Source organism: Cellulosimicrobium sp. NPDC055967 (assembly GCF_042269845.1).
Lineage (GTDB): Bacteria > Actinomycetota > Actinomycetes > Actinomycetales > Cellulomonadaceae > Cellulosimicrobium.
Genome location: NZ_JBHJYJ010000009.1, coordinates 50,149 through 71,454 on the forward strand (window position 1 = coordinate 50,149; position 21,306 = coordinate 71,454).

18 protein-coding genes are annotated in these 21,306 nt (G+C 77.0%); 8 read left to right on the forward strand and 10 right to left on the reverse strand.

Annotated features, from left to right (window positions below; genetic code table 11):
• The first annotated feature begins 69 nt into the window (after window positions 1-69).
• Window positions 70-1,899, forward strand: a complete 1,830-nt coding sequence (gene recQ / locus ACFC2L_RS13050; RefSeq protein WP_375824734.1) for a DNA helicase RecQ — start codon at window positions 70-72, stop codon at window positions 1,897-1,899.
• Window positions 1,900-1,963: 64 nt separating this feature from the next.
• Here recQ and ACFC2L_RS13055 read toward each other — a convergent pair whose 3' ends face one another.
• Window positions 1,964-2,347 carry a tautomerase family protein gene (locus ACFC2L_RS13055; RefSeq protein ID WP_375824735.1) on the reverse strand — a complete coding sequence of 128 codons (384 nt, stop codon included), beginning with the start codon at window positions 2,345-2,347 and terminating at the stop codon, window positions 1,964-1,966.
• A gap of 86 nt (window positions 2,348-2,433) precedes the next feature.
• Here ACFC2L_RS13055 and ACFC2L_RS13060 point away from each other — a divergent pair, with 86 nt between their 5' ends.
• Together ACFC2L_RS13060 and ACFC2L_RS13065 are read left to right on the forward strand one after the other, a co-directional pair.
• Window positions 2,434-3,276, forward strand: a complete 843-nt coding sequence (locus ACFC2L_RS13060) for a YaaA family protein (RefSeq protein WP_375824736.1) — start codon at window positions 2,434-2,436, stop codon at window positions 3,274-3,276.
• A gap of 65 nt (window positions 3,277-3,341) precedes the next feature.
• Window positions 3,342-3,689: a TfoX/Sxy family protein gene (locus ACFC2L_RS13065; protein WP_375824737.1), complete on the forward strand. Its 348-nt coding sequence runs from the start codon at window positions 3,342-3,344 to the stop codon at window positions 3,687-3,689.
• A 112-nt stretch (window positions 3,690-3,801) separates the two neighbouring features.
• On the opposite strand, the gene ACFC2L_RS13070 is transcribed toward ACFC2L_RS13065, so the two are convergent.
• Genes ACFC2L_RS13070 through ACFC2L_RS13080 form a run of 3 tightly spaced genes read right to left on the reverse strand, consistent with a single transcriptional unit; the run spans window position 3,802 to window position 6,873 of the window.
• Window positions 3,802-5,037, reverse strand: a complete 1,236-nt coding sequence (locus ACFC2L_RS13070) for a bifunctional RNase H/acid phosphatase (RefSeq protein WP_375824738.1) — start codon at window positions 5,035-5,037, stop codon at window positions 3,802-3,804.
• Window positions 5,034-5,777: a zinc ribbon domain-containing protein gene (locus ACFC2L_RS13075; RefSeq protein ID WP_375824739.1), complete on the reverse strand. Its 744-nt coding sequence runs from the start codon at window positions 5,775-5,777 to the stop codon at window positions 5,034-5,036. Before ACFC2L_RS13075 ends, ACFC2L_RS13070 begins: the two co-directional genes overlap by 4 nt.
• Window positions 5,778-5,829: 52 nt before the next feature.
• The gene (locus ACFC2L_RS13080) at window positions 5,830-6,873 is read right to left on the reverse strand and encodes a Nif3-like dinuclear metal center hexameric protein (protein WP_375824740.1); all 1,044 of its coding nucleotides are present in this window, start codon (window positions 6,871-6,873) and stop codon (window positions 5,830-5,832) included.
• A 92-nt stretch (window positions 6,874-6,965) separates the two neighbouring features.
• Between ACFC2L_RS13080 and ACFC2L_RS13085 the strand changes: the two genes are divergently transcribed.
• From ACFC2L_RS13085 to ACFC2L_RS13105, 5 genes are read left to right on the forward strand one after another with little or no spacing between them, the layout of a single operon-like run.
• Window positions 6,966-7,448 (forward strand): ArsR/SmtB family transcription factor, encoded by a 483-nt coding sequence (locus ACFC2L_RS13085; protein WP_375824742.1) that lies wholly within the window; start codon window positions 6,966-6,968, stop codon window positions 7,446-7,448.
• Window positions 7,445-9,157, forward strand: a complete 1,713-nt coding sequence (locus tag ACFC2L_RS13090) for a SulP family inorganic anion transporter (RefSeq protein WP_375824743.1) — start codon at window positions 7,445-7,447, stop codon at window positions 9,155-9,157. The genes ACFC2L_RS13085 and ACFC2L_RS13090 overlap by 4 nt, the downstream gene beginning before the upstream one ends.
• A gap of 19 nt (window positions 9,158-9,176) precedes the next feature.
• Complete coding sequence (locus ACFC2L_RS13095; RefSeq protein ID WP_375824744.1) at window positions 9,177-9,566, forward strand: hypothetical protein; 390 nt, start codon at window positions 9,177-9,179, stop codon at window positions 9,564-9,566.
• Window positions 9,567-9,595: 29 nt separating this feature from the next.
• Window positions 9,596-10,504: a helix-turn-helix domain-containing protein gene (locus ACFC2L_RS13100; protein ID WP_375824745.1), complete on the forward strand. Its 909-nt coding sequence runs from the start codon at window positions 9,596-9,598 to the stop codon at window positions 10,502-10,504.
• The gene (locus tag ACFC2L_RS13105) at window positions 10,470-10,955 is read left to right on the forward strand and encodes a VOC family protein (protein ID WP_375824746.1); all 486 of its coding nucleotides are present in this window, start codon (window positions 10,470-10,472) and stop codon (window positions 10,953-10,955) included. Before ACFC2L_RS13100 ends, ACFC2L_RS13105 begins: the two co-directional genes overlap by 35 nt.
• A 58-nt stretch (window positions 10,956-11,013) precedes the next feature.
• Here the strand turns inward: ACFC2L_RS13105 and ACFC2L_RS13110 are convergent, their stop codons facing one another.
• From ACFC2L_RS13110 to ACFC2L_RS13135, 6 genes are read right to left on the reverse strand one after another with little or no spacing between them, the layout of a single operon-like run.
• Window positions 11,014-12,708: a bifunctional 3'-5' exonuclease/DNA polymerase gene (locus ACFC2L_RS13110; RefSeq protein WP_375824747.1), complete on the reverse strand. Its 1,695-nt coding sequence runs from the start codon at window positions 12,706-12,708 to the stop codon at window positions 11,014-11,016.
• A complete protein-coding gene (locus ACFC2L_RS13115; protein ID WP_375824748.1) occupies window positions 12,705-14,993 on the reverse strand; it encodes a hypothetical protein in 2,289 nt (762 codons plus the stop codon). The genes ACFC2L_RS13110 and ACFC2L_RS13115 overlap by 4 nt, the downstream gene beginning before the upstream one ends.
• Window positions 14,990-16,246 (reverse strand): VWA domain-containing protein, encoded by a 1,257-nt coding sequence (locus tag ACFC2L_RS13120; protein WP_375824749.1) that lies wholly within the window; start codon window positions 16,244-16,246, stop codon window positions 14,990-14,992. The genes ACFC2L_RS13115 and ACFC2L_RS13120 overlap by 4 nt, the downstream gene beginning before the upstream one ends.
• On the reverse strand, window positions 16,243-18,747 hold the full coding sequence (locus ACFC2L_RS13125; RefSeq protein ID WP_375824750.1) for a DUF5682 family protein: 2,505 nt from the start codon (window positions 18,745-18,747) through the stop codon (window positions 16,243-16,245). The genes ACFC2L_RS13120 and ACFC2L_RS13125 overlap by 4 nt, the downstream gene beginning before the upstream one ends.
• On the reverse strand, window positions 18,738-19,871 hold the full coding sequence (locus ACFC2L_RS13130) for an AAA family ATPase (protein ID WP_375824751.1): 1,134 nt from the start codon (window positions 19,869-19,871) through the stop codon (window positions 18,738-18,740). The genes ACFC2L_RS13125 and ACFC2L_RS13130 overlap by 10 nt, the downstream gene beginning before the upstream one ends.
• Window positions 19,868-21,289: a YihY/virulence factor BrkB family protein gene (locus tag ACFC2L_RS13135; RefSeq protein WP_375824752.1), complete on the reverse strand. Its 1,422-nt coding sequence runs from the start codon at window positions 21,287-21,289 to the stop codon at window positions 19,868-19,870. The genes ACFC2L_RS13130 and ACFC2L_RS13135 overlap by 4 nt, the downstream gene beginning before the upstream one ends.
• Window positions 21,290-21,306: the final 17 nt, after the last annotated feature.

Here is a 21,306-nt window from a genome sequence, read left to right on the forward strand (position 1 = left end):
GGCGCCCCGGTGCGCGGGACGGTCGCGCGCCGGGACCGTCGTGTCGGACCTCGTCGGTAGGGTGCCCTGGTGGCCACAGCGACTGCGACCGAACCGGCTCTCGACGTGCTCCGGCGGGTCTTCGGGTACGACTCGTTCCGGGGCGAGCAGGCCGCCATCATCGACACCGTCGTCGGCGGCGGCGACGCCCTGGTACTCATGCCCACCGGCGGGGGCAAGTCGCTGTGCTACCAGATCCCCGCCCTGGTCCGCGCGGGGACCGGCGTCGTGGTGTCCCCGCTCATCGCCCTCATGCAGGACCAGGTGGACGCCCTCGCCGCGCTCGGCGTGCGCGCGGCGTTCCTCAACTCCACGCTGTCCGTCGAGGACCGCCGCGCCGTGGAGCGTGAACTCGTAGCGGGCGAGCTCGACCTGCTCTACGTGGCACCGGAAGGGCTCCGCAGCCGCGCCACCCTCGACCTGCTCGACAGGACCCCGATCGCGCTCTTCGCGATCGACGAGGCGCACTGCGTGTCACAGTGGGGGCACGACTTCCGGCCCGACTATCTCGAGCTGTCGGTGCTGCACCAGCGCTGGCCGTCCGTCCCGCGCATCGCGCTGACGGCGACGGCGACGGCGGCCACGCGGGCCGAGATCGCCCAGCGCCTCGACCTGGAGGGCGCGCGGCACTTCGTGTCCAGCTTCGACCGGCCCAACATCACCTACCGGATCGTGCCCAAGGACCGTCCGGAGAAGCAGCTGCTCGACCTGCTGCGCACCGAGCACGCCGGGGACGCGGGGATCGTCTACTGCCTCTCGCGCGCGTCGGTGGAGAAGACCGCCGCGACGCTCGTCGAGAACGGGATCGAGGCGCTGCCCTACCACGCAGGGCTGCCCGCGTCGGTGCGCTCCGCGAACCAGGCCCGGTTCCTGCGCGAGGACGGCCTCGTCATGGTGGCGACGATCGCGTTCGGCATGGGCATCGACAAGCCCGACGTCCGGTTCGTCGCGCACCTCGACCTGCCCAAGTCGGTCGAGGGGTACTACCAGGAGACGGGGCGCGCCGGGCGTGACGGGCTGCCGTCCACCGCCTGGCTGGCCTACGGCCTCGCCGACGTCGTGCAGCAGCGCAAGCTGATCGCGACGTCCGACGGCGACGCCGCGCACCGGCGCAACCTGGGCCTGCACCTCAACGCGATGCTCGCCCTCTGCGAGACCGTCGAGTGCCGCCGGGCCCAGCTCCTCGCCTACTTCGGGCAGGACCACCCGGGGGGCTGCGGATCCTGCGACACGTGTCAGGCCCCGCCCGAGGCCTGGGACGGGACGGTCGCCGCACAGAAGGTGCTCTCGACCGTGTTCCGCCTGGACCGCGAGCGCGGGCAGAGCTTCGGCGTCGGGCAGGTCGTCGACATCCTCCTCGGCCGGGACACGGAGAAGGTCCGACGGTTCCGGCACCAGGAGCTGTCGGTGTTCGGGGTCGGGAACGACCTGTCCGAGCACGAGTGGCGGGCCGTGGTGCGTCAGCTCCTCGCCCAGGGGCTGCTCACGGTCGAGGGCGTGCACGGGACGCTCGTGCTCACCGAGGGGAGCGGGGAGGTCCTGGCCCGGCGTCGCGAGGTCCGGATGCGCCACGAGCCGGCGCGCCCGGCGCGTGCGGCGAAGGCACGGAAGGGGGCGGCCGCCGCCGAGCTGGCCGAGGCCGACGTCCCGCTCTTCGAGGCGCTGCGCGCCTGGCGGGCGGGGGAAGCGAAGGCCCAGGGCGTGCCCGCCTACATCGTGTTCGGGGACGCGACGCTCCGGGGGATCGCGACCGCCCGGCCCGGCTCGCTCGACGGGCTCGCGCTGGTGAGCGGCGTCGGTGAGAACAAGCTCGCCCGGTACGGCGACGCGGTGCTGGCGGTCGTCGCCGAGGGAGGATGAGCCGGCCCACACCGGGCTCAGGGCCGTCCCCCGTCGCCTGAACGGGGGCCGTCCGCGGGATCGGTCACACGTCGACGCGGTACGACAGCGCGAGCTCGTCGCCGCTGACCCCACGGATGCCCCAGCTCTCGCGCGGGCTCTCGAGGATCACGAGCTCGACGTCGTCCGGGGTCAGGCCGAGGGCGGGCACGACGTCGTCGTACAGCGCCGCGATGAGCGACCGCTTGGCCTCGCGCGTGCGGCCCGTGAAGCACACGACCTCGACGACGAGGTACGCGTCCGAGCGCGGGGCGACCAGGTCGTCGTCATCCAGGAGCAGGAAGCGGTGGAACCGCTTGTCCGGCGGGAGCTGCCAGGTGCGCACGAGCGCATCGTGCAGCGCGTCGGACACCTCCGCCCGCCGCTCGCCCCACACGCTGCGCCGTCCGTAGATCTTCACCTGGGCCATCGGGCGAGCCTAGCCGTGACGCACCCCACGCCGTCGTCCCTGGTCACCCGCCGCGACGACGCGGCGTCCGCTCGTAGAGTGGCCGCGTGCTCGTGCTGCTCCCCCCGTCCGAGGGCAAGACCCCCGCGCCCGACGGCGCCGCGCCGGTCGACCTCGCTGCGCTCACCTCTCCCGCCCTCACTGCGCACCGCGTGCAGGTCCTCGACGCGCTCGCCGCGGCGAGCGCGCGCCCGGACGCGCACGACGTCCTCGGTACGACGCCGGGGCTCGTCGACGAGGTGCGCCGCAACACGGCCCTGCGCACCGCGCCCGCGGGGTCCGCGGCCGACATCTACACGGGCGTGCTCTACGGCGCCGCCGACCTCGCGGGCGCGCTCGCGTCGGGCGGCGAGACCGCGCGCCGGGCGCGCGAGGACGTCCGCGTCGTGTCGGCGCTGTGGGGCGCCCTCTCCCCCGCCGACCGCGTCCCCGCCTACCGGCTCTCCATGGCCGTCGACCTGCCGGGGGTCGGGAAGCTCGCGGCCGCGTGGCGACCGCACCTCGCCCCGGTGCTCGACGAGCGTGCGGCCGGGGACGTCGTCGTCGACTGCCGGTCCGCGACGTACGTGGGCGCGTGGAAGCCCGCGACGACCGGTCCGCGGTCGGCCGACTGGGTCGCCGTGCGGGTGGTGCGCGAGCACGCCGGGAAGCGCACCGTCGTCTCGCACAACGCCAAGCACACCCGCGGCGTGCTCGCCGGGCACCTGCTGCGCCGGACTGCGGCGTCGCCGTCGTCGGCCGCAGAGCTGCTCGACGCCGCGGGCGAGCTCGTCGGCACGGTGATCGGCACCGAGGTGGGCTCGGGCCTGAGCTACAGCCTCCTGGAGGCGACGCTCCACGACGCCACGACCCGCACCGGCCCGCGGACGCTCGAGCTCGTCATCGCCTGAGCGATCGACCGGGTCCCAGGCCCGCACCCGCTGCGGCCCGGCGCGGCGAGGTCCACAGTGGACGCATGGTCTACAGCGAGGACCTCGCCGAGCGGATCCGCGGCGCTCTGGGGCCGCGCGCTCCGTTCGACGAGCGGAAGATGTTCGGCGGCATCGCGTTCCTCGTCAACACGCACATGGCGCTCGGCGTGACCCGGGACGACCTCATGGTGCGGGTCGGCAAGGACGGCACGGGCGCCGCGCTCGAACGTGGCGGCACGGTCATGGAGATGGGCGGTCGCCCGATGACGGGCATGATCCTCGTCGACGGCGCACGGGTCGCCGACCCGGACGATCTCGACGCGTGGGTCGCGACGGCCGTCGAGCACGCCCTCACGGAACCCGCCAAGGCAAAAAACCCCGGAGAAGTGTGAACGCGCCGCGGCGGCGCCGGACTCCGCCGGCGAGGTAGAACCCGCCGCCTCGGGGTAGAACGCGCGGAGCTCTACCTCGCGACCGGAGGCTCTATCTCGCGGAGGACGGACGTCAGAGGTCGCTCAGGACGCCCTGGGCGGTGAGCTCGCTCGTGCCGTCGGCCCACAGGCGCAGGATGCTCACCGACGCGGGGGGCACGCGCACGCGCGACCACTGCGACGGCGGCGCGCCGAGCGCGGTGCCGATCGCGGCGCGCACCTGCACCGCGTGGCCCACGACGACCGTCGTCCGGCCCGCCGGTCCCGCACCCGGCAGGAGCGTGTCGACGAGGTCCTGGAGCCCGTGCCAGACGCGCGCGCCGACGTCGGCGTAGGACTCGCCGCCCGGGGCCGCGGTCGTGCCCGTCGTGTGCCACGCGTGCAGGCGGCCCGGCCACGCGGCGTCGATCTCCGCGGCGGTGAGCCCCTCCCACTCCCCGAAGTCGACCTCGGCGAACCGGTCGTCGGTCGTGACGTGGACGCCGAGCCGGCGGCCGACCGCGCGCGCCGTCTCCTGCGCGCGCACCATGGGCGAGGCGACGATCGCGGTCGGGCGTGGCAGGTCGGGCCAGGCCTGGCGTCCAATTCGGAACACCAGGTCGGCCGCCTGCGCGGCCTGCGTGCGCCCCCGCGCCGTCAGCGACGGGCCGGGGACCGACGACCCGCTGAACGCGCCCGCGACCGTGAGCGGCGTCTGCCCGTGCCGCACCAGCACGACGGTAAGGGCGGGCGCGTCGTCGAACCGGACCGCGGCGCCGGACGGGCGGGCGGGGGTGTCGAACGCGGCCGACTCCCCCGGGACCTCGGCGGGCGCGCCGGCGGCGGCGGGTTCGGGCTCGTCGTCGCCGCCACCCGGCGCGGCGGCGGGCGGGTAGTCGCGCGCGACCGTCCCCGCCGTGTCCATCGCCTCGTTCGCGAGGGCGTCCGCCGCGGAGTTCTGCGCGCGTGGCACCCACTCGTACGCGACCTGGCCCGCCGGCAGCACCGCGGCGGCCTCGGCGGCGAGGCGGCGCATGTCGTCGTGCTTGATCTGCCACCGCCCGGACATCTGCTCGACGACGAGCCGCGAGTCCATCCGCACGGTCACCCGCGCGTCCGGGTCGATCTCCGCGGCGGCGCGCAGCCCCGCGACGAGGCCGGAGTACTCGGCGACGTTGTTCGTCGTCGTCCCGAGGAACGCGGCGCGCTCGGCGAGGACCTGCCCGCTCGCGCCGTCGCGCACGAGCGCGCCGAAGCCCGCCGGGCCCGGGTTGCCCCGGGACCCGCCGTCGGCCTCGACGACGAGGTGCCGCCGACCGTCCGCGCTCACGCGCCGGCGCCCTCCGGCCGCACCACGATGTGGCCGTAGTCCTCGAGCCGCACGACCTGGTCGGGCGCGGCGGACGTGATCGCTGCGAGCTCGGCCGGGCTCAGGGACACGTTCAGCCCGTCGACGTGCTGGCCGCGCAGCGCGACGACGCCCCGGCCGCCGTTCTGGTCGCGCACGCGCTCGTACAGGGCGAGGAGCCCGGCGTCGAGGCCCGCGACGGCGTCGGTCCGTTTGCCCGCGACCTGGCCGGCCTCGGCGTCGAGCTCGGCGAAGCGCGCGTCGCGCACGGCCACGACCTCGGCCTTCGCGGCCTCGAGCTCGGCGTTCGCGGACTCGAGCCTGGCGAGCGCCTCCTCGTGCGCCTCGAGCCGCTCCATGACGTCGAGCTCGACCTCCTCCAGCACGCCCTGGCGGCGCGCGAGGGACTCGAGCTCGGCGACGAGCGCCTGCGCGTCCTTGGCCCCGACCTGCCCCGAGTCGAGCCGCGACTGGTCGCGCGCCGCGCGGGTGCGCACCTGCTCGACGTCGGTCTCGGCCTTGGTGAGCTCGCGCTTGAGGTCGCTCACCGCCGTGCGGGACTCGACGAGCTTGCCCCGCAGGTCCGCCATCTGGGCGTCGAGCTCGGCGATGCGCGCGTGCTCGGGCAGGTTCTTGCGCTGGTGCGCGAGCTGCTGCGCCCGCGTGTCGAGCTCCTGGACGTCGAGCAGGCGGAGCTGGTCGGCGGGCGGTGCGGTGGCCACAGGTGGTTCCTTTCGTGGGCCCCGTGCGGGGCCGGCGTGCGGGGTCGGGGCGTCAGGCGTGCGGGGCGTCGGGATCGGCGGGCAGGTCGGCCGGCACGGACGCGACCCGTGCGGTCCACGGGTCCGTGACGAGCGTGCTCACGCGCGTCTCGACGGCGGTCCCGGGCTGCTCGCGCGCGAGGGTGCGCGCGAGGTCCTCGGCAGCGTAGCGGAGCCACGGCCACTCGGAGGCGTAGTGCGGCACGTCCACGAGGAACGGCGTCCCCGCCTCGCCGCCGCCCTCGAGCCGCGCGCGCTCGCGCAGCTCGGAGACCGGGTGGTGGCGCAGGTCCGACGTGAGGTAGACGTCGGCGCCGCTCGCCCGGACGGCGTCGAACAGCGAGTCGCCCGACCCGCCGACCACGGCGACGGACTCCACGGGGGCGTCGAGGTCGCCCGCGACGCGCACGCCCTGGACCGTGGGCGGGAGCACCTCGGCGACGCGCTGCGCGAAGCCGCGCAGCGTCGTCGGCTCCGCGAGGCGCCCGACCCGGCCCGTCCCGGTCGACGCCGCCTCGTGCGGCGACGGCGCCGGGTGCGCGACGAGGGGAACGCGGTGCAGCAGGTCGAGGGCGTCTGCGAGCGCGTCGGCGACGCCGCGCTCCGCCGCGTCGGCGTTCGTGTGCGCGACGTACAGGCCGCAGCCGCCCCGGATGAGCCGGTGCACGAGCGAGCCCTTGAACGTCGTCGCGGCGACCGAGTGCACGGGCCGCAGGAACAGGGGGTGGTGCGTGACCAGGAGGTCCGCGCCCCAGGCGAGCGCCTCGTCCGCGACCTCCTCGACCGGGTCGACGGCGAACAGCACCCTGCGCACGGGCGCGCCCGGGTCCCCGGCCACGAGCCCGACGGCGTCCCACGCCTCGACCGTCGACGGCGGGTACAGCTCGTCCAGCGTCCGCACGACGCGACCGAGCGTCGGGTGCACGGCGGCGTCGGCCACGGGGACGGCGGACGAGGGGTCGGCGCTCGTCGTCGCGGTGCCCGTCTCGGCGCCCGTCGTCGCGGTGCCCGTCTCGGGGCTCGTCGTCTCGGTGCTCGGGTCGGGCGCGACGGTCATGGCGGCAGGCTATCCCGCGCGGGGCGCCCGGGTGCCGCCGGACGTGGTTTGATGGATTGCGCAAACCATCATCCCGCTGCACCGGAGGACCCGTGCCCCGCACACCTCGCCCCGACCGACCCGACGACGGCGCCCGCGGCGACGGCGTCCGCGGCACCGACGAGGCCGCTCCCCTCTACCGCATCAAGGCCGAGCTCTTCCGGTGCCTCGCGCACCCCACCCGCATCCAGGTGCTCGAGGTCCTGGCGGCCGACGCCGACCACACCGCACCCGTGTCCGACCTCCTGGACGTCACCGGGTGCGAGCCCTCCCAGCTCTCCCAGCACCTCGCCGTGCTGCGCCGGGCCGGGGTCGTCACCTCGACCCGCAGCGGCAACGCGGTCGAGTACCGCCTCGCCGAGCCCCTCGTCGCCGAGCTCCTCGTCGTCGCGCGCGCGTTCCTCCTTTCGAGCCTCGCGGGCGCGTCCGGCCAGCTCGAGGCCGCGCGACGGCTCCCCGCCCTGCCGGGCGCGTCGGCGCGCGCCGTGCTCGACGCGACCGCGTCGGACGCCACCACGTCGACCGTCTCCGCATGAGCCGCCTCGCCGCCGTCCGCGACCTGCTCCCGCGCCGCTCCGACTACGACCTGCGACCCCGGACCCTGCGCGCCGACCTGCTCGCCGGCGTCACCGTGGGCGTCGTCGCCCTCCCGCTCGCGCTCGCGTTCGGCGTCAGCTCCGGCGTCGGGGCGGCGGCCGGTCTCGTCACCGCCGTCATCGCCGGCGTCGTCGCCGCCGTGCTCGGCGGGTCGAACCACCAGGTCTCCGGCCCGACCGGGGCGATGGCCGTCGTGCTCGCGCCGATCGTCGTCACCCACGGGCTGGGCTCCGTCGCGCTCGTCACCGTCCTCGGCGGGCTCGTGGTCCTCGTCGCGGGGCTCGCCCGGCTCGGGCGGGTCGTCACATACATCCCCTGGCCGGTCGTCGAGGGCTTCACGCTCGGGATCGCCTGCATCATCTTCCTCCAGCAGGTCCCGGCCGCGGTCGGGGTCGACGCGGACCCCGGCCACAACACGTTCGTGACCGCCGTCGGGGCCGTGCGCACCGCCGTGACCGACGTCCCGCCCGCCCCGGTCCTGTGGACGCTCGGGTCCGTCGCGCTCGTCGCCGCGACCATGCTGCTGCTCCCCCGCGCCCACGCGGCGATCCCCGCGTCGCTCGTCGCGGTCGTGCTGGCCACCGTCCTCGTCGAGGTGCTCGGCGCGCCCGTCCCGCGCATCGGCGCCCTGCCGTCGTCCCTGCCCGCGCCCGTCCTGCCGACGTTCACCCCCGGCGCGCTGCGCGACCTCGGCGGCGCCGCCCTCGCGATCGCCGCGCTCGCGGCCATCGAGTCGCTGCTGTCCGCCCGCGTCGCCGCGTCCATGGTGCAGACCGGGTCGCCCGGGGGCTCCGTCTACCAGCCCGACCGCGAGCTCGTCGGGCAAGGCCTCGCGTCCGTGGCGAGCGGCCTCTTCGGCGGCATGCCCGCCACGGGAGCCATCGCCCGCACCGCCGTCAACGTGCGCTCCGGCGCCCGCACGCGGCTCGCCGCCGTCGTGCACGCCGTCGTGATCCTCGCCGTCATCTACCTCGCCACCGGCCCGGTCTCCCGGATCCCGCTCGCCGCGCTCGCCGGGGTGCTCATGGTGACGAGCTTCCGGATGATCGGCGCCCGCACGATCCGCTCGGTGGTCGGCGCCGGACGGTCCAGCGCGGCGACCTTCGTCGTGACCGCCGTCGTCACCGTCGCGTTCGACCTCGTGCAGGCCATCGAGATCGGCATCCTCGTCGCCGCGTTCTTCGCGCTGCGGACCGTCGCCCGCGCCTCGGCCGTGCACCGCGACCCGCTCCCCGGGCCCGCCCAGCCGGGCGACGAGCACGTCGCGCTCTTCCGTCTCGAGGGCTCCATGTTCTTCGGCGCCGCGGACCGCGTGCTCACCGAGGTGACCGACGCCTCGGCGCACGACGACGTCGCGGTCGTGGTCCTGCGGCTCTCCCAGCTCCGCATGGTCGACGCGACCGGCGCCAAGGCGCTCGGCGAGCTCGTCGAGGGGCTCGAGGCGCGCGGCGTGACCGTGCTCGTCAAGGGCGTCCAGGAACGGCACCGGTCTCTCCTCACGAACGTCGGGGCGCTCGCCGAGCTCCGCCACGAGAACCACCTCTTCGACACGCTCGACGACGCGATCGAGCACGCGCGCTCCCACGTGCGTCGCGCCGCCCGGGGCACGGACGTCCCCCAGGTGCGCGGGCTGCGCCCGTCGACCTGACCCTCGGTACGATGCGGCGGTGCAGCGCAGGGTGGGCCGTCGCGCCGGGGCCGCTGGTGCGGCCGCCGGGCTGGTCCTCCTGGTCGTGTGGCTGGTCGGTCCCGTGCTCCGGGTCGAGCTCGACGAGGCGGGCACGCCCCCGCTCCCGACGTTCCCCGACGGCGTCCAGGTCGTCGACGAGGGGATCGGCTGCGGCTCGGGCGGCTGCTGGCGCGAGCTGACGCTCTCGTGGCCCGGGCACGACCGCGACGCCGTCCGTGCGCGGGTCGGCCTGGACGAGGCGGGGCGGCGGTGCGACGCGATGTCGGTCCTCGACCGGCGGGTCCGGTGCGTGGGGGAGGTCGACGACGAGGCGTCCGGCCCCACGCTCCGCGTCGACGTCGGATGGCACCGACCGCTCGGGCTGTGAGCGGTGCGCGGGCCGTCTAGCGTGGTCGGATGCACGAGTTCGTGCGAGCCCCGTCCCGCGCGCTGCCGCCCGGCGTCGTGTCGATGGTCGGCTACCGGCTCCGGACCCCGCCCACCGAGGGCGCGCCGCCCGTCCACCGTGGCCTGCCCTCGCCGTGGCTCACGCTCGTGGTGAGCACCGCCGGGGTCGTCCCGACCTCGCCCGGGCCGGACGACGTCCCGGTGCGGTACGAGTCGCTGGTCGGCGGCCTGCACACCCGGCCGGCCCTCATCCACCAGCCGCAGGAGCAGGCGGGCGTGCAGCTCGCGCTCGACCCCCTCGCCTGCCGGGCGCTGCTGGGCGTGCGCGCGGGCGACCTCGGCCTCGTCGAGGACGGCGACGCCGTCCTCGGCCCCGCCGCCGCGCGGCTGCGCGAGCAGGCCGCCGAGGCGGGCTCGTGGCCCGCCGCGTTCGAGCCCGTCCTCGCGACCTTCGCCGGCCGCGACGGACCGCCGGGCGGCCCCGGTGCCCCACCGGTCCGCACCGAGGTGCGCGCCGAGGTCGCGGAGGCGTGGCGCCTGCTCGTCCGCAGCCGGGGTCGGGCGCGCGTCCGCGACGTCGCGCGGCACGTCGCCCTCGGCGAGCGACAGCTCGAGACGCTGTTCCGGGCCGAGCTCGGCGTCACGCCCCGGGCCGCGCGCGGTCTCGTGCGGTTCGACGCCGCACGCCGCCAGGTGCAGCGCCTCGCCCTCGGCCGGGGCGCCTGGACGCTCGCCGACGTCGCCGCGCAGACCGGGTACGCCGACCACTCCCACCTGGTGCGCGACTTCCGCCGGTTCGCCGGCACGAGCCCGACCGCCTGGGTGCGCGAAGAGCTCGGGAACATCCAAGCCGGCGGCCACACCGACGGGCCAGGGTGGGGACATGAGCATCCACGAGAGCACCCGCACGACCGCTGACACCTCCCCCACCGCCGCGGCGCCGACCCCGGTGCCCGACGCGCCGCCGCCGACGGTCTGGCCCACCCTCCAGGCGCACGACGCCCGCGACCTCGTCGCGTTCCTCACCGACGTCGTCGGGTTCGTCGCGACGGCCGTCATGGCGGGCGACGACCGCGACGTCGCCCACGCCCAGCTCGACTGGCCGCACGGCGGCGGGGTCATGCTCGGCAGCCACTCCCCCGACCGCGAGTGGTCGCGCGAGCCCGGGACCTGCGGCACGTACGTCGTCGTCCCCGACAGCGAGATCGAGGCGCTCGACGCGCGGCTCCGCGAGCGCGCGCCGGGGGCCGGAGGTCGCGTCGTCATCCCCCTCCGGGACACGGACTACGGGAGCCGAGAGCTCGTCCTCCAGGACCCCGAGGGCAACCTGTGGTCGTTCGGCACCTACCGCGGCGAGCCGCGGCGCTGACGCCGCCGGGCGACGGCACCACCGGGCGACGGGTCCGCCGCGGCCCGCCGCTCGTCCCTCACTTCGCCTCGGCGTAGTGGTCGACGACCGCGACGGTGAGCGGGAAGTCGACCGGGAACTCCCCGAAGAGGAGGCGCCCCGCCTCCGCCGCCGCCGCGCGCACCTCGTCGGCCACCGCCTCGGCGAGCTCGGCCGGCGCGTGCACGACGACCTCGTCGTGGAGGAAGAACACAAGATGCGCCCGGTCGGCGAACGGCGCGGGCGCGGCCCCCGGGGTCACGGCGAGGGGCAGCTCCCACAGCCGGCGCCGGATCGAGGCGAGCCAGCACAGCGCCCACTCGGCGGCCGTGCCCTGCACGACGAAGTTCCGGGTGAAGCGGCCCCACGCCCGGGTGTACGACCGGGCGCGGGCCTGCGCGTCCGCGCCCGTCCGGCCGCTCCCGACGTCCTCCGCGCCGTCCTCGACCGCGTACGCGCCCTCCTGGGCGGCCTGCCACGACTCGCCGGGGCGCGGCGAGCTGCGGCCCAGGAGGGTCGACACGACCTCGCCGCGCTCGCCCGCCTGCGCGGCGCGCTCCACGAGCCCGATCGCGTCGGGGAACGCCTTCGCGAGGCGCGGCAGGACGAGCGCGCTGTCGCCGGTCGTACCCCCGTACATCGCCCCGAGCATCCCGACCTTCGCGTGGTCGCGCGTCGCGACCGCCCCCGACGCGACGATGCCGGCGTACATGTCGCCCCCGCGCCCGGCCGCCGCCATGCGCTCGTCGTGCGCGAGCCCGGCCAGCACGCGCGGCTCGAGCTGCGCGGCGTCCGCGACCACGAGCTTCCAGCCCGGGTCGGCGACGACCGCGCGGCGCACCTGCTGAGGGAGCTGCAGCGCCCCGCCGCCGCTCGACGCCCACCGGCCAGTGACGACGCCGCCCACGACGTACTCGGTGCGGAACCGGCCGTCGTGGACCCACGTGGCGAGCCAGGACCAGCCGTTCGCGGTGAAGAGCCGCGAGAGCTTCTTGTACTCGAGCAGCGGCTCGACGACGGGGTGGTCGGCGCGCTCGAGCTCCCACTTGCGCAGCGACCGCACGCCGACGCCCGCGTACTGCAGGGCCTTGAGCAGGTCCGGGTGCGAGTCCGGGTTGAGGGTCGGTGGTGCGTCGAGGGCGGCGCGGATGCGCGCGACCAGGTCCTCCATGCGGGCGGGCCGCTCGCCCGGTCGCGGACGCGGGCCCAGCGCGTCCGTGAGGATCGCGTCGTGCACGTCGGCGCGCCACGGGACGCCCGCGTGGTGCATCTCCGCCGCGACGAGCGCACCCGCCGACTCGGCGGCGAGCAGCATCCGCAGGCGCCCCGGTCCGCCCGGGCCGTCGGCCCCCCCGACCGCGGCGAGCTGGTCGCGCAGCTCCGCGACCGGGTCGAGCTCGACGCGCGGCGCGTCCTGCGGCCCGAGCTCGAACAGGCCCACGGGCCGCGGCTCCGCCGTCGGCTCACGCCCCGCGGAGACCGCGGCGAGCACGTCCCACGGACCCGGTTCGCGCCGCGCGAGCGCCGAGCCCGCAGCGAGCTGCGAGCGTCGCAGCACGACGTGCGACAGGCGCAGGTCGTGCGACCGCTCCACGCGCCGGCCCTCCGCGAGGAGCCGCGGGTACCACCGGTTCGTGTCGTCCCACGTCTCGCGGACCAGGTCCGCCGGGCCGTCGACGACGTGCTCGACCCTGGCCCGGTCGAGCGGCCCGACGTGGACGGCGTACGTGCTCATGCGCGCGCCGCCCGGTCGGTCGTGCCGCCGGGAGCCGTCACGGCGCGCGCGAGGGCGCGACCGCGCGACGCGACGAGCGCCGCGCGCAGGAGCCGCGCGGCGTCGGGCTCGCCGGCGACGAGCGCCACCGCGCCGGACAGCGTCGGCGCCCCCACGTCGTCCGCGGTGCGCGCCGCGCGCGCGAGCGCGGCCTCCTGCTGGGGGCTCAGGTGCCGACGGCCGGTCGCGGCGAGCGCCACGGCGGCGTCGAGCACGGTGGCGCAGACGTCCTCGACGGGGGCCGGTGCCGTGACCTCGTGCACCTGGGTCGTGGCGCGCCCGCGCAGCGCCCGGACGCGTGCGCGCAGCCGGGTCCACGTGCTCGACCAGGCGCGGTGGTCGTAGGCGGGCGTCAGCGTCGGCACGACGAGCCCGAGCCCGCCGCCGGGACGCTCGACGAACAGGCCGACCGCCTCGACCCCGCCGGAGTCGAGGTCGTGCTCGACCGCGACGGCGACGAGGCGACGGTTCCCCGCCGCGACCCCGAGGAGGGTGTCGCAGGCCGGCTCGTCCGCGGCGTCGACGCGCACGACGGTCGGGGCGCCGTCGGCGGCCACGAGGTGCCACGTGAGCTCCTGCGCGACCTCGTCGACGCCGATACGGCCCGCGTCCCGGACCATGACGACACGCACCACGACCGGTCTCCGCCCGAACCCGACCTCGGTCCGCGCGTCGAGCGACACCGTCCGCTCCGCGACGTCCCGCAGCGCGTCGGCAGTCAGCGGCCCGAGCGGCTCGACGACAGGCTCCTCGCCCGCGCGCAGCGTCCCCGCGCGCTCGGTCGCGCCGCGCAGGGCGAACGGGCCGCGGCACAGCGACTCCACCGAGCGTCCCCACACGAGCGGGAGGTCCCAGGAGCGGCGGAACGTGGGGTCGGCACCGGGCGGCCGACCGGTGGTGACCGCCCGCGTCCTGCCCTCGACGGCGTCCCACAGGTGGACGGTCACCCCGCGCGCCCCCGAGGGGGCGACCCACCAGCGCGCGCCGAGCGGGAGGAGGTGCGGCAGGTCGGTCACGCGCTCGTCCGGAGCCGTGGCGTCCGGCGCGGGCTCGGCCCGCACGAACGCCCAGAGCTCGGCCAGGGCGAGCAGGCATTCCTCCTCGTCGACGGCGTCCCGGCGGTCCGCGAGCGCCTCGAGCCGCCCGACCGCGGACGTGACGAGCCGCTGCACCGCGGGCCGGCGCCCGAGCCGCGCGAGCACACCGGCGCCGCGCAGCTCCTCCAGGTCGTCGCGGCCGAGGTGCGAGAGCCCGACGTCGAGCACCCGCTCGACGGCGCGCGCGACCTCGTCCGCGACCGCGCGCGCATCGGGGACCCCCGCGGAGCGCGGTGTGGCGGTGGCTGTCTCCTCGGGCCACGGCCAGGCACGGCCGTGCGCGCGCCAGGCGCGGGCGAGCGCCTCGAGCCGCCACCGACGGTCGTCCGGCCGGGCCGCCGAGGACGCCTGGCCGGGGCGTTCGCGCTCCACGAGCATCCCCGCGAACCCGGCGCCCGCGACGTAGGTGACGCGCGGCGCGCCGGGCCAGGCGATCACCACGCGGGGACCGTCCACCGTCACGTCCGTGGAGCCGCCGGGCATCGGCGTGTCCGCCCGTTCCCGCAGCTCCTGGGCGACCGCGCGCACGACGGCGGCCCCGGCCGCGCGGTGCACCGCCCGCGGGTCGAGCGCGAGGACCTCGCCCAGCGGGTCGGCCCCCGACGCGGCACGAGGACCAGCGTCTGGCTGCGGTGGCGCGCCCGCCCCGGCGCGCTGCGCCGTCGGACCCGCCGAACCGGCGTCGGCTCGACCGAGACGCGCGCGGACGGCCCCGGGTTCGGTACCGGCGTAGGAGTCGGCGTCGGCGTCGGCGTCAGCGTCGGAGGGAGCGTCGGCGGTCGGTCGCGCCACCGCCGCGTCGTCACGGGCCGCGGTGACCGGCTCCAGGTGCTCGGCCGCCGCGTCGGCCACCGGCTCGGCGGCTGCGTCGCGCGCCCACAGGCACGCGGCCACGACGTGCTGGCACGCACCCGGCGTCGGGCACGCGCACCGCGCGCCCGCGGGACCGCGCGCGTCGAGCTCGACGCGCGCGCCCGCGACCGACAGCGCGGCCCCGTCCGCGCGCAGCTCGATCACCTCCACCTTGCCCGCGGCGACGTCCTTGCGGGCGCGGCGCACCAGGCCCGTGCTGGCGAGGGTCGCGAGCGCGGCGTCGTCGTACCCGGCGTACACCGTCGCCCACGGGACGGGACCGGTGGTGCCGCTCACGGGAGCACCTCGCCCAGCCACTCGGCGAACCGCTCCGGGGTGAGCGCCGCGATCTCCATGCCCTGCTCCGCGAGCCGCCGGGCGACACCGCGGTCGTACGCGGGGTTCGCCTGGCCGTCGAGCGCGGCCAGGCCGAGCAGCCGCACGCCGGACGCGTGCAGCCGCCCGACGCTCGCCACGAGCTGTGACACGGAGCCGCCCTCCTCGAAGTCGCTCACGAGCGCCACGACGGTCCGGCGCGGGTCGCGCACGTGCTGCTCCGCGTAGCGCACCGCGCGCGCGATGTCCGTGCCGCCGCCGAGCTGCGCCGTGAGGAGCACCGTCACCGGGTCGTGCGCGAGGTGCGACATGTCGACGACGGACGTGTCGAACAGCACGAGCCGCACCGTGACGCCGGGCAGGCCCGCGAGGATGCCCGCGCTCACCGCGCTGTACAGCACCGACGCGGCCATCGATCCGGACTGGTCGACGAGCAGCACCACGTCGTACGACAGTGCGCGACGGCGCCGCGCCGAGAAGCGCAGGTCCGTGACGAGCAGGCGCCGCCGCTCCGGGTCCCAGCGCCCGAGGTTCGCGCGCACGGTCGCGGCCGCGTCGAACGTGCGGCTGGAGCGCACGAACGAGCGGCGCGACCGGTCGCGCCGTCCGTCCACCGCGGTCTCGAAGCGCGGCCGCAGGCGCTGCACGACGTCCTCCACCACGCGCGCGACGAGCCGCTTCAGACCGTCCTGCACCCCGGCCCCGAGCCGGCCCCGGGCGCGCAGCAGCGCGGACGCGAGCTCCGTGCTGGGCTCCACCGCGTCGACGGCGCGCGGGTCGGCGAGCAGCTCCGTCATCCCGTACCGGCCCACGGCCTCGACCTGCATGCGCTCGAACGTCTCGCGCGGGAACAGCTCGCGCGCGGACTCGAGCCAGTCCAGCCCCGCGACGACGGAGCCCCCGCGCCCGCCCGCGCCCCGTCCGTCGCCTCGCCTGTCACCGGGTCCGTCACCGCTGCCGTGCCGGTGCCCGCGGGCCGTGTACTCGCGGTCGTACAGGTGGCCGAGCGTCCGGTCGAGGCCCTGGTCCGCCGCCGGGACGGACAATGCGTCGCCCGCGTACCGGCCCAGCACGAGCCGCCACCGGCGCGCGGCCTCGTGGTCGTCCGCGCGGCCCTCGGCGCGCCCTCCCGCCACGGGACCGGGGCCGTCCGGCGAGGTCCCGGTCGACGTCGCCCCCGGCACGTCCGCCGTGCCCGGACCCGCGGCCGTCACCGCGCACCCCCGGCGACCCACGCGCCGAGGCCGTCGCGCTCCAGGACCGCGACGAGCTCGCGCTCGACGAGCAGGCCCGCGCGCAGGTCGTCCTCCGTCACGTCGACGTGCCGGTCCAGCGCGGCGGCGCTCGTCCCGGTCCGCGCCGCGACGCGCTCCGCGAGCCGGTGCGTCTCGGTGGGCCGCAGCCAGGTGAACGCCCGGCGCAGGTCCGGCAGCACCGCCCGGAACGCGTCCTCGTCCAGGCCGCGCAGCCCTTCGTCGACCGCGTCGAACATCTCCGGGGTGTGGAGCAGGAGGTCGGGGGCGGCGCGCATCACGCCGCCGAGGAAGGCCGTCGCCGCCACCGGGTCGGCGCCGGGCGCGAGCTGCGCCCGGACGCGCGTGACGAGGCCGTCGCCGCCGGGTTCGTCGTCCAGCTCGTCGTCGACGGCGGCGAACGCCGTGAGCGCGCCGCGCACCGCCGGAGACGCGTCGTCGTCCTCCCGCACGTGCATGAGCGCCCGGGCGACGGACCCCGCGGCCGAGCCGGTGCCGTCGCGGCCGGCGGCGCGGAGGTCCCGGACCAGGGAGCGCAGCGCGACGAGGCTCGCCAGCGCGTCGTCCTGCGTCGCCTCGTCCGCGGAGGCGAGGTCCGGGACGAGGTAGGCGGCCGTGGCGAGCCCCTGCTCCGCGAGGTCGAGCAGCGCCTCGGCGTGCTCACCGAGCTCGAGCTCGATGCGCGCGCGCCACAGCCCGACGAGGCGGCGCATACCCGCGACCACCGAGGCGAGCGACGGGTCGACGTCGAGCGTCGCACGCACGAGCGCGACCAGCGGGGGCAGCCGGTCGGGCAGACCCACCACGACGCACTGCGCGACGAGTCGCGCCACCGCGTCGCTCGACCGCTCCTCGCGTGCCCGCTCGTGCGCGTCGTCGAGCAGCGCGACGGCGACGGCGTCGAGCGTCGCCCCGCGGTGCGAGAGCTCGACGAGCCGCGCCTCGACGAGGGGCGTCCACGCGTACTCCCACTCCTCGAGCACGAGGCCGAGCCCTCGTCCGGCGACGTGGTCGGGGCCGGAGACCCGGCGCGCGAACCCGAGCTCGAGGAACGCGCACAGCGCGAGGAACCGGCGCCGGTCGCGGTGCGTGGCACGACGGCGCGCGTCGAGCCGGACGGTGCGCGGCACGGAGTCGGACACGTCGAGGCGCAGCGCCCGCGCGCGTGCGCGTGCCTCCTCCACGAGGGGCGGCGACGCACCCCCGGGCGGCACGTCGCCGAGCGCGCGCCCGGCGAACACCTCCGCGACCGCGAGCCCGAGCGGCCGGTCGCCCGCCGCGTCGAGGTCGTCGGGGTCCTTGACGTAGCAGGACGTGATCGCGTCGAGCAGGTCGGTGCGGCAGGGCCACGGCCGCTCGCGCAGGGCCGCGAGCCGGTGCGCGTGCTCGACCGCGGCCTGGGACTGCGCCACGCTCACGAGCGCGCCTCGCTCGCTCGCTCCGCGCCCGACGTCGACGAGGACGCCGTTCGCCGCGCCCGCAGGACCGCCCGCGTCGTGGTGCGCGGCCCAGAGCCGGTCGTAGTACCCGGGCGTCGGCATGCCGGCGCCGTACCCGCGCAGCGCGTCGAGCCGTTCGTCGTCGTACCGCACGAGCCACGCGGGCGCGTCGGCCAGGTCGCCGTACCCGCCCGCCGGGCGGCGCGCGACGACGGCCTCGCCGTGCGCGCTCCCCGTCAGCGCCTCGACGAGGGCGAGCGTGTGGAACGCACCCGTCACGACGACGACCGGTCCGTCCGCACGCGCCGCGTGCTCGGCGACGCGCGCCGACATCCGCGCCTCCCGGTCGAGCGACCCGTCGGCCACGAGCGCCTCGACCTCGTAGTCGAGGCGGGCGAGGGCCGCCCAGGCGAACACGTCGTCGGCGAGCTCGCGCCAGTCGCGCAGGCGCGCGGTGTCGCGCGCCTCGAACAGGTGGTCCCAGAGCTCGTCGTGGTCGCGGCACCCGAGTCGCTCGGCGAGCCGCGCGACGGTGCGCGAGTGCGCGAGGTGCCGCTCCGCGAGGACGGTGCGGGCGGCCGGGCCCTCGTCGCCGTCCTCCGCCTGCCGCGAGCCCCACGGGGAGTCGACGAACGCGAGCCGCGCGTCGAGGGCGTGCCCGGCTCGGAGCGCGACCCACTCGGGCGAGTACCGCGCGAGCGGGTAGAACCCCGCGCCGCGCGTGCCGCCTCCCGCCGCGTCCGCGGGATCGCCGGCGAGGCTGAGGACGGCGACCGGCGGGACCGTCCGCTCGTCGAGCAGCGCGGGCAGGAGCCGCGTGTACTCCTCCGGCCCCTCGACGAGCACGACCGCGGGCCGGACCTCCTCGATCAGCGCGGCGACGGCGACCGCGCACGCCGGGCTGTGGTGGCGCACGCCGAACAGGTGCACGCCGTCGCGCTCGCGCAGGGTCACCAGGTCCTGCGCCGCCTGCCGCAGCCGGGGCGGCGCGGCGTCCCACGCCGCGCGCAGGCCTACCGCCACAGGTCGCCCGCCGCGGTGAGGAAGTCCTTCCACCGCGCGTCCGAGCGCGCGCGCTCGCGCACCACGTTGTCCACGTAGTGCCGCAGGCGGCGCGCGTCCTCCTCGTCGCCCTTGAGCGCGACGCCGCCCACCTGGCGCGCGACCTGGCCCGCGGTCACCGTGCCGTCGCCGAGGTACCGGGCCTCGAGCGACGCCGCGACCGCGACGTTCACGGCCTCGGCGGTCGACATCACCGTCTCGGGCCGCTTGACCGGGGCGCCGCTCGCCGTCGTGCCCGTGCGCAGGTCTTGGAAGACCGTGACGAGCACCTCGAGCACGTCGCGGTCGAGCCGCGGACGCTCCGGGGCCGGGCCGAGCTCGGCCGTCAGTCGGCTCTCGACGAGCTCCATCTCGAACGCGCGGTCCCGGATGGGCGCGACGGTCTCGAAGTTGAAGCGGCGCTTGAGCGCCGCCGACATCTCGTGGACGCCGCGGTCGCGCAGGTTCGCCGTCGCGAGGACGTTGAACCCGGGCCGCGCCGCGACGCGGGCGTCGGCGCCGAGCTCGGGGACCATGAGCTGCTTCTCGGACAGCACGGAGACGAGCGTGTCCTGGATCTCCGGGGCGCAGCGCGTGATCTCCTCGAACCGCGCGACGCGCCCGCTCTCCATCGCGCGGTAGACGGGCGACGGCACGATCGAGCGCTCGCTCGGCCCCTCCGCGATGAGGAGCGCGTAGTTCCACGAGTACCGCACGTGGTCCTCGCTCGTGCCCGCGGTGCCCTGCACCGTGAGGGTCGACGTGCCGCTCGCGGCCGCCGCGAGCAGCTCGGACAGCAGAGACTTGGCGGTGCCGGGCTCGCCGACGAGCATGAGCCCCTGGCGGCCCAGCAGCGACACGACCGCACGGTCCACGAGCGGGTCGTCGCCGAAGAACTTGCGGCTCACGCCGAGCTCGGCGTCGCCCACGACGAACGCACGCACGGCACGCGGGCTCAGGCGCCATCCGGGCGGGACGTCGGCACCGCGCCGCGCGTCCGCCGCGGCGAGCGCCGCGAGCTCGTCGGCGTACCGGACCTCTGCCGGCGGTCGCAGCTCCGCGAGCGCCGGGGGCGCCTGCTCGTCACCGGTCGTCGTGCTCGTCACCCGGGCTCCTCCTCGGTCCGGTCGCGGGCACCGTGCCCGTGGTCCTGCAGGTCAGCGTAGGAGCCGCGTCCCACACGGCCGGCGCCCGTGCGCCGGGGACGGTCGTCGACGGGTCCGGCGGGCGCGGCGGTCGTCGTGGCGCCCTGCCCGCCGGCCCACGACCCGCCCGAGGCCCGACCCGCCGGGACCACGCGGTGCGGGTCGGCCTCCGCGTTCACGACACCGCCCACGAGCACGACGATGCTCGTGAGCCAGCCCCAGAGGACCCCAGCGAGGACGAGGCCGAGCATCTGCCCGGCTGCCTGGACGACCGCCGTCGTCGCGGCCTCCGCGCCCGGTGCCGCCGGTCCCGCGAGCCGGACGTAGAGCCCGAACCCCCAGGACACGAGGAGGACGCCGCCGGTACCGACGGCCGCGCCCGGCAGGCATCGCCGCCACGACGTGTCGACGTTCGGTGCGTACCGGTAGAGCAGCGTGAGGTACGCGCCGCAGACGAGCACCACCGTCGGCCAGCGCAGCACGTCCCACGTCTGCCGGAAGGCGGCGTCGAGACCGAGCCGCTCGGCCAGGTCGGTCCCGTCCCCCAGGAGCGGGCCGACCACGACGAGCGCCACGACGGACACCGCTGTGACGATCGCGCCGAGGGCGAGCGCGACCCCCAGGACGTACTGCGCCACGACCCCGCGGCGCCGCTCGACGCCGTACGCGTCGTCCAGGGCGCGGACCGCAGCGCGGAAGACGCGGCTCGCGAGCCAGAGCGCGACGAGGAACGACCCGACGGCGAACCCGGTGCGCTGCTCGTCGAGGAGGCTGTCGACGAGCGGCGCGACGACCGAGGTCGACACGTGCTCGGCGAACACCGTGGTGAGCCCGCCGACGATCGACGAGCGGATCGAGTCGACGGTGTCGTCGCCGAGGAGCGGGCGCAGGAAGCCGAGGCTCGACCCGATCGCGGTCGTCAGCGGGATGAGAGAGATGAGGCCGTAGTACGACATCTCGGCGGCGAGGCCCGTGACGCGGACCCCGGCGACGCGGAACGCCGAGCGGGCGGCGACGTCGGCGACGCGCACGCCCCGCACGCGTGGCCCGGTGCGCGCCGCGGCGGCGAGCACGCGGTCCTGCCACGGGACCCGGCCCGCCGCGCGCCCGCGCCGCCGCACCGTCCACGGGCGGACCACCGCTCGCGCGCACCACGTCCCGGCGGCGACCACGCCGGCCGCGACGGGCACGCTCGCGAGCGCGGCGAGCGCCCGCGTCCCGCCGTCGTCCGCGGCGACGGCCACCACGACGACGACCGCCGCGACGCCCGCGAGGGCGAGCAGCGTCGACGTCGCCGTGCTCACGGCAGACCGGACTGCGGGCGACCGGCGCGCGAGCACGGCCACGAGCAGCCAGGCGAGCGTCGCGACGACGATCACGGGTCGGCGCCGCCGCT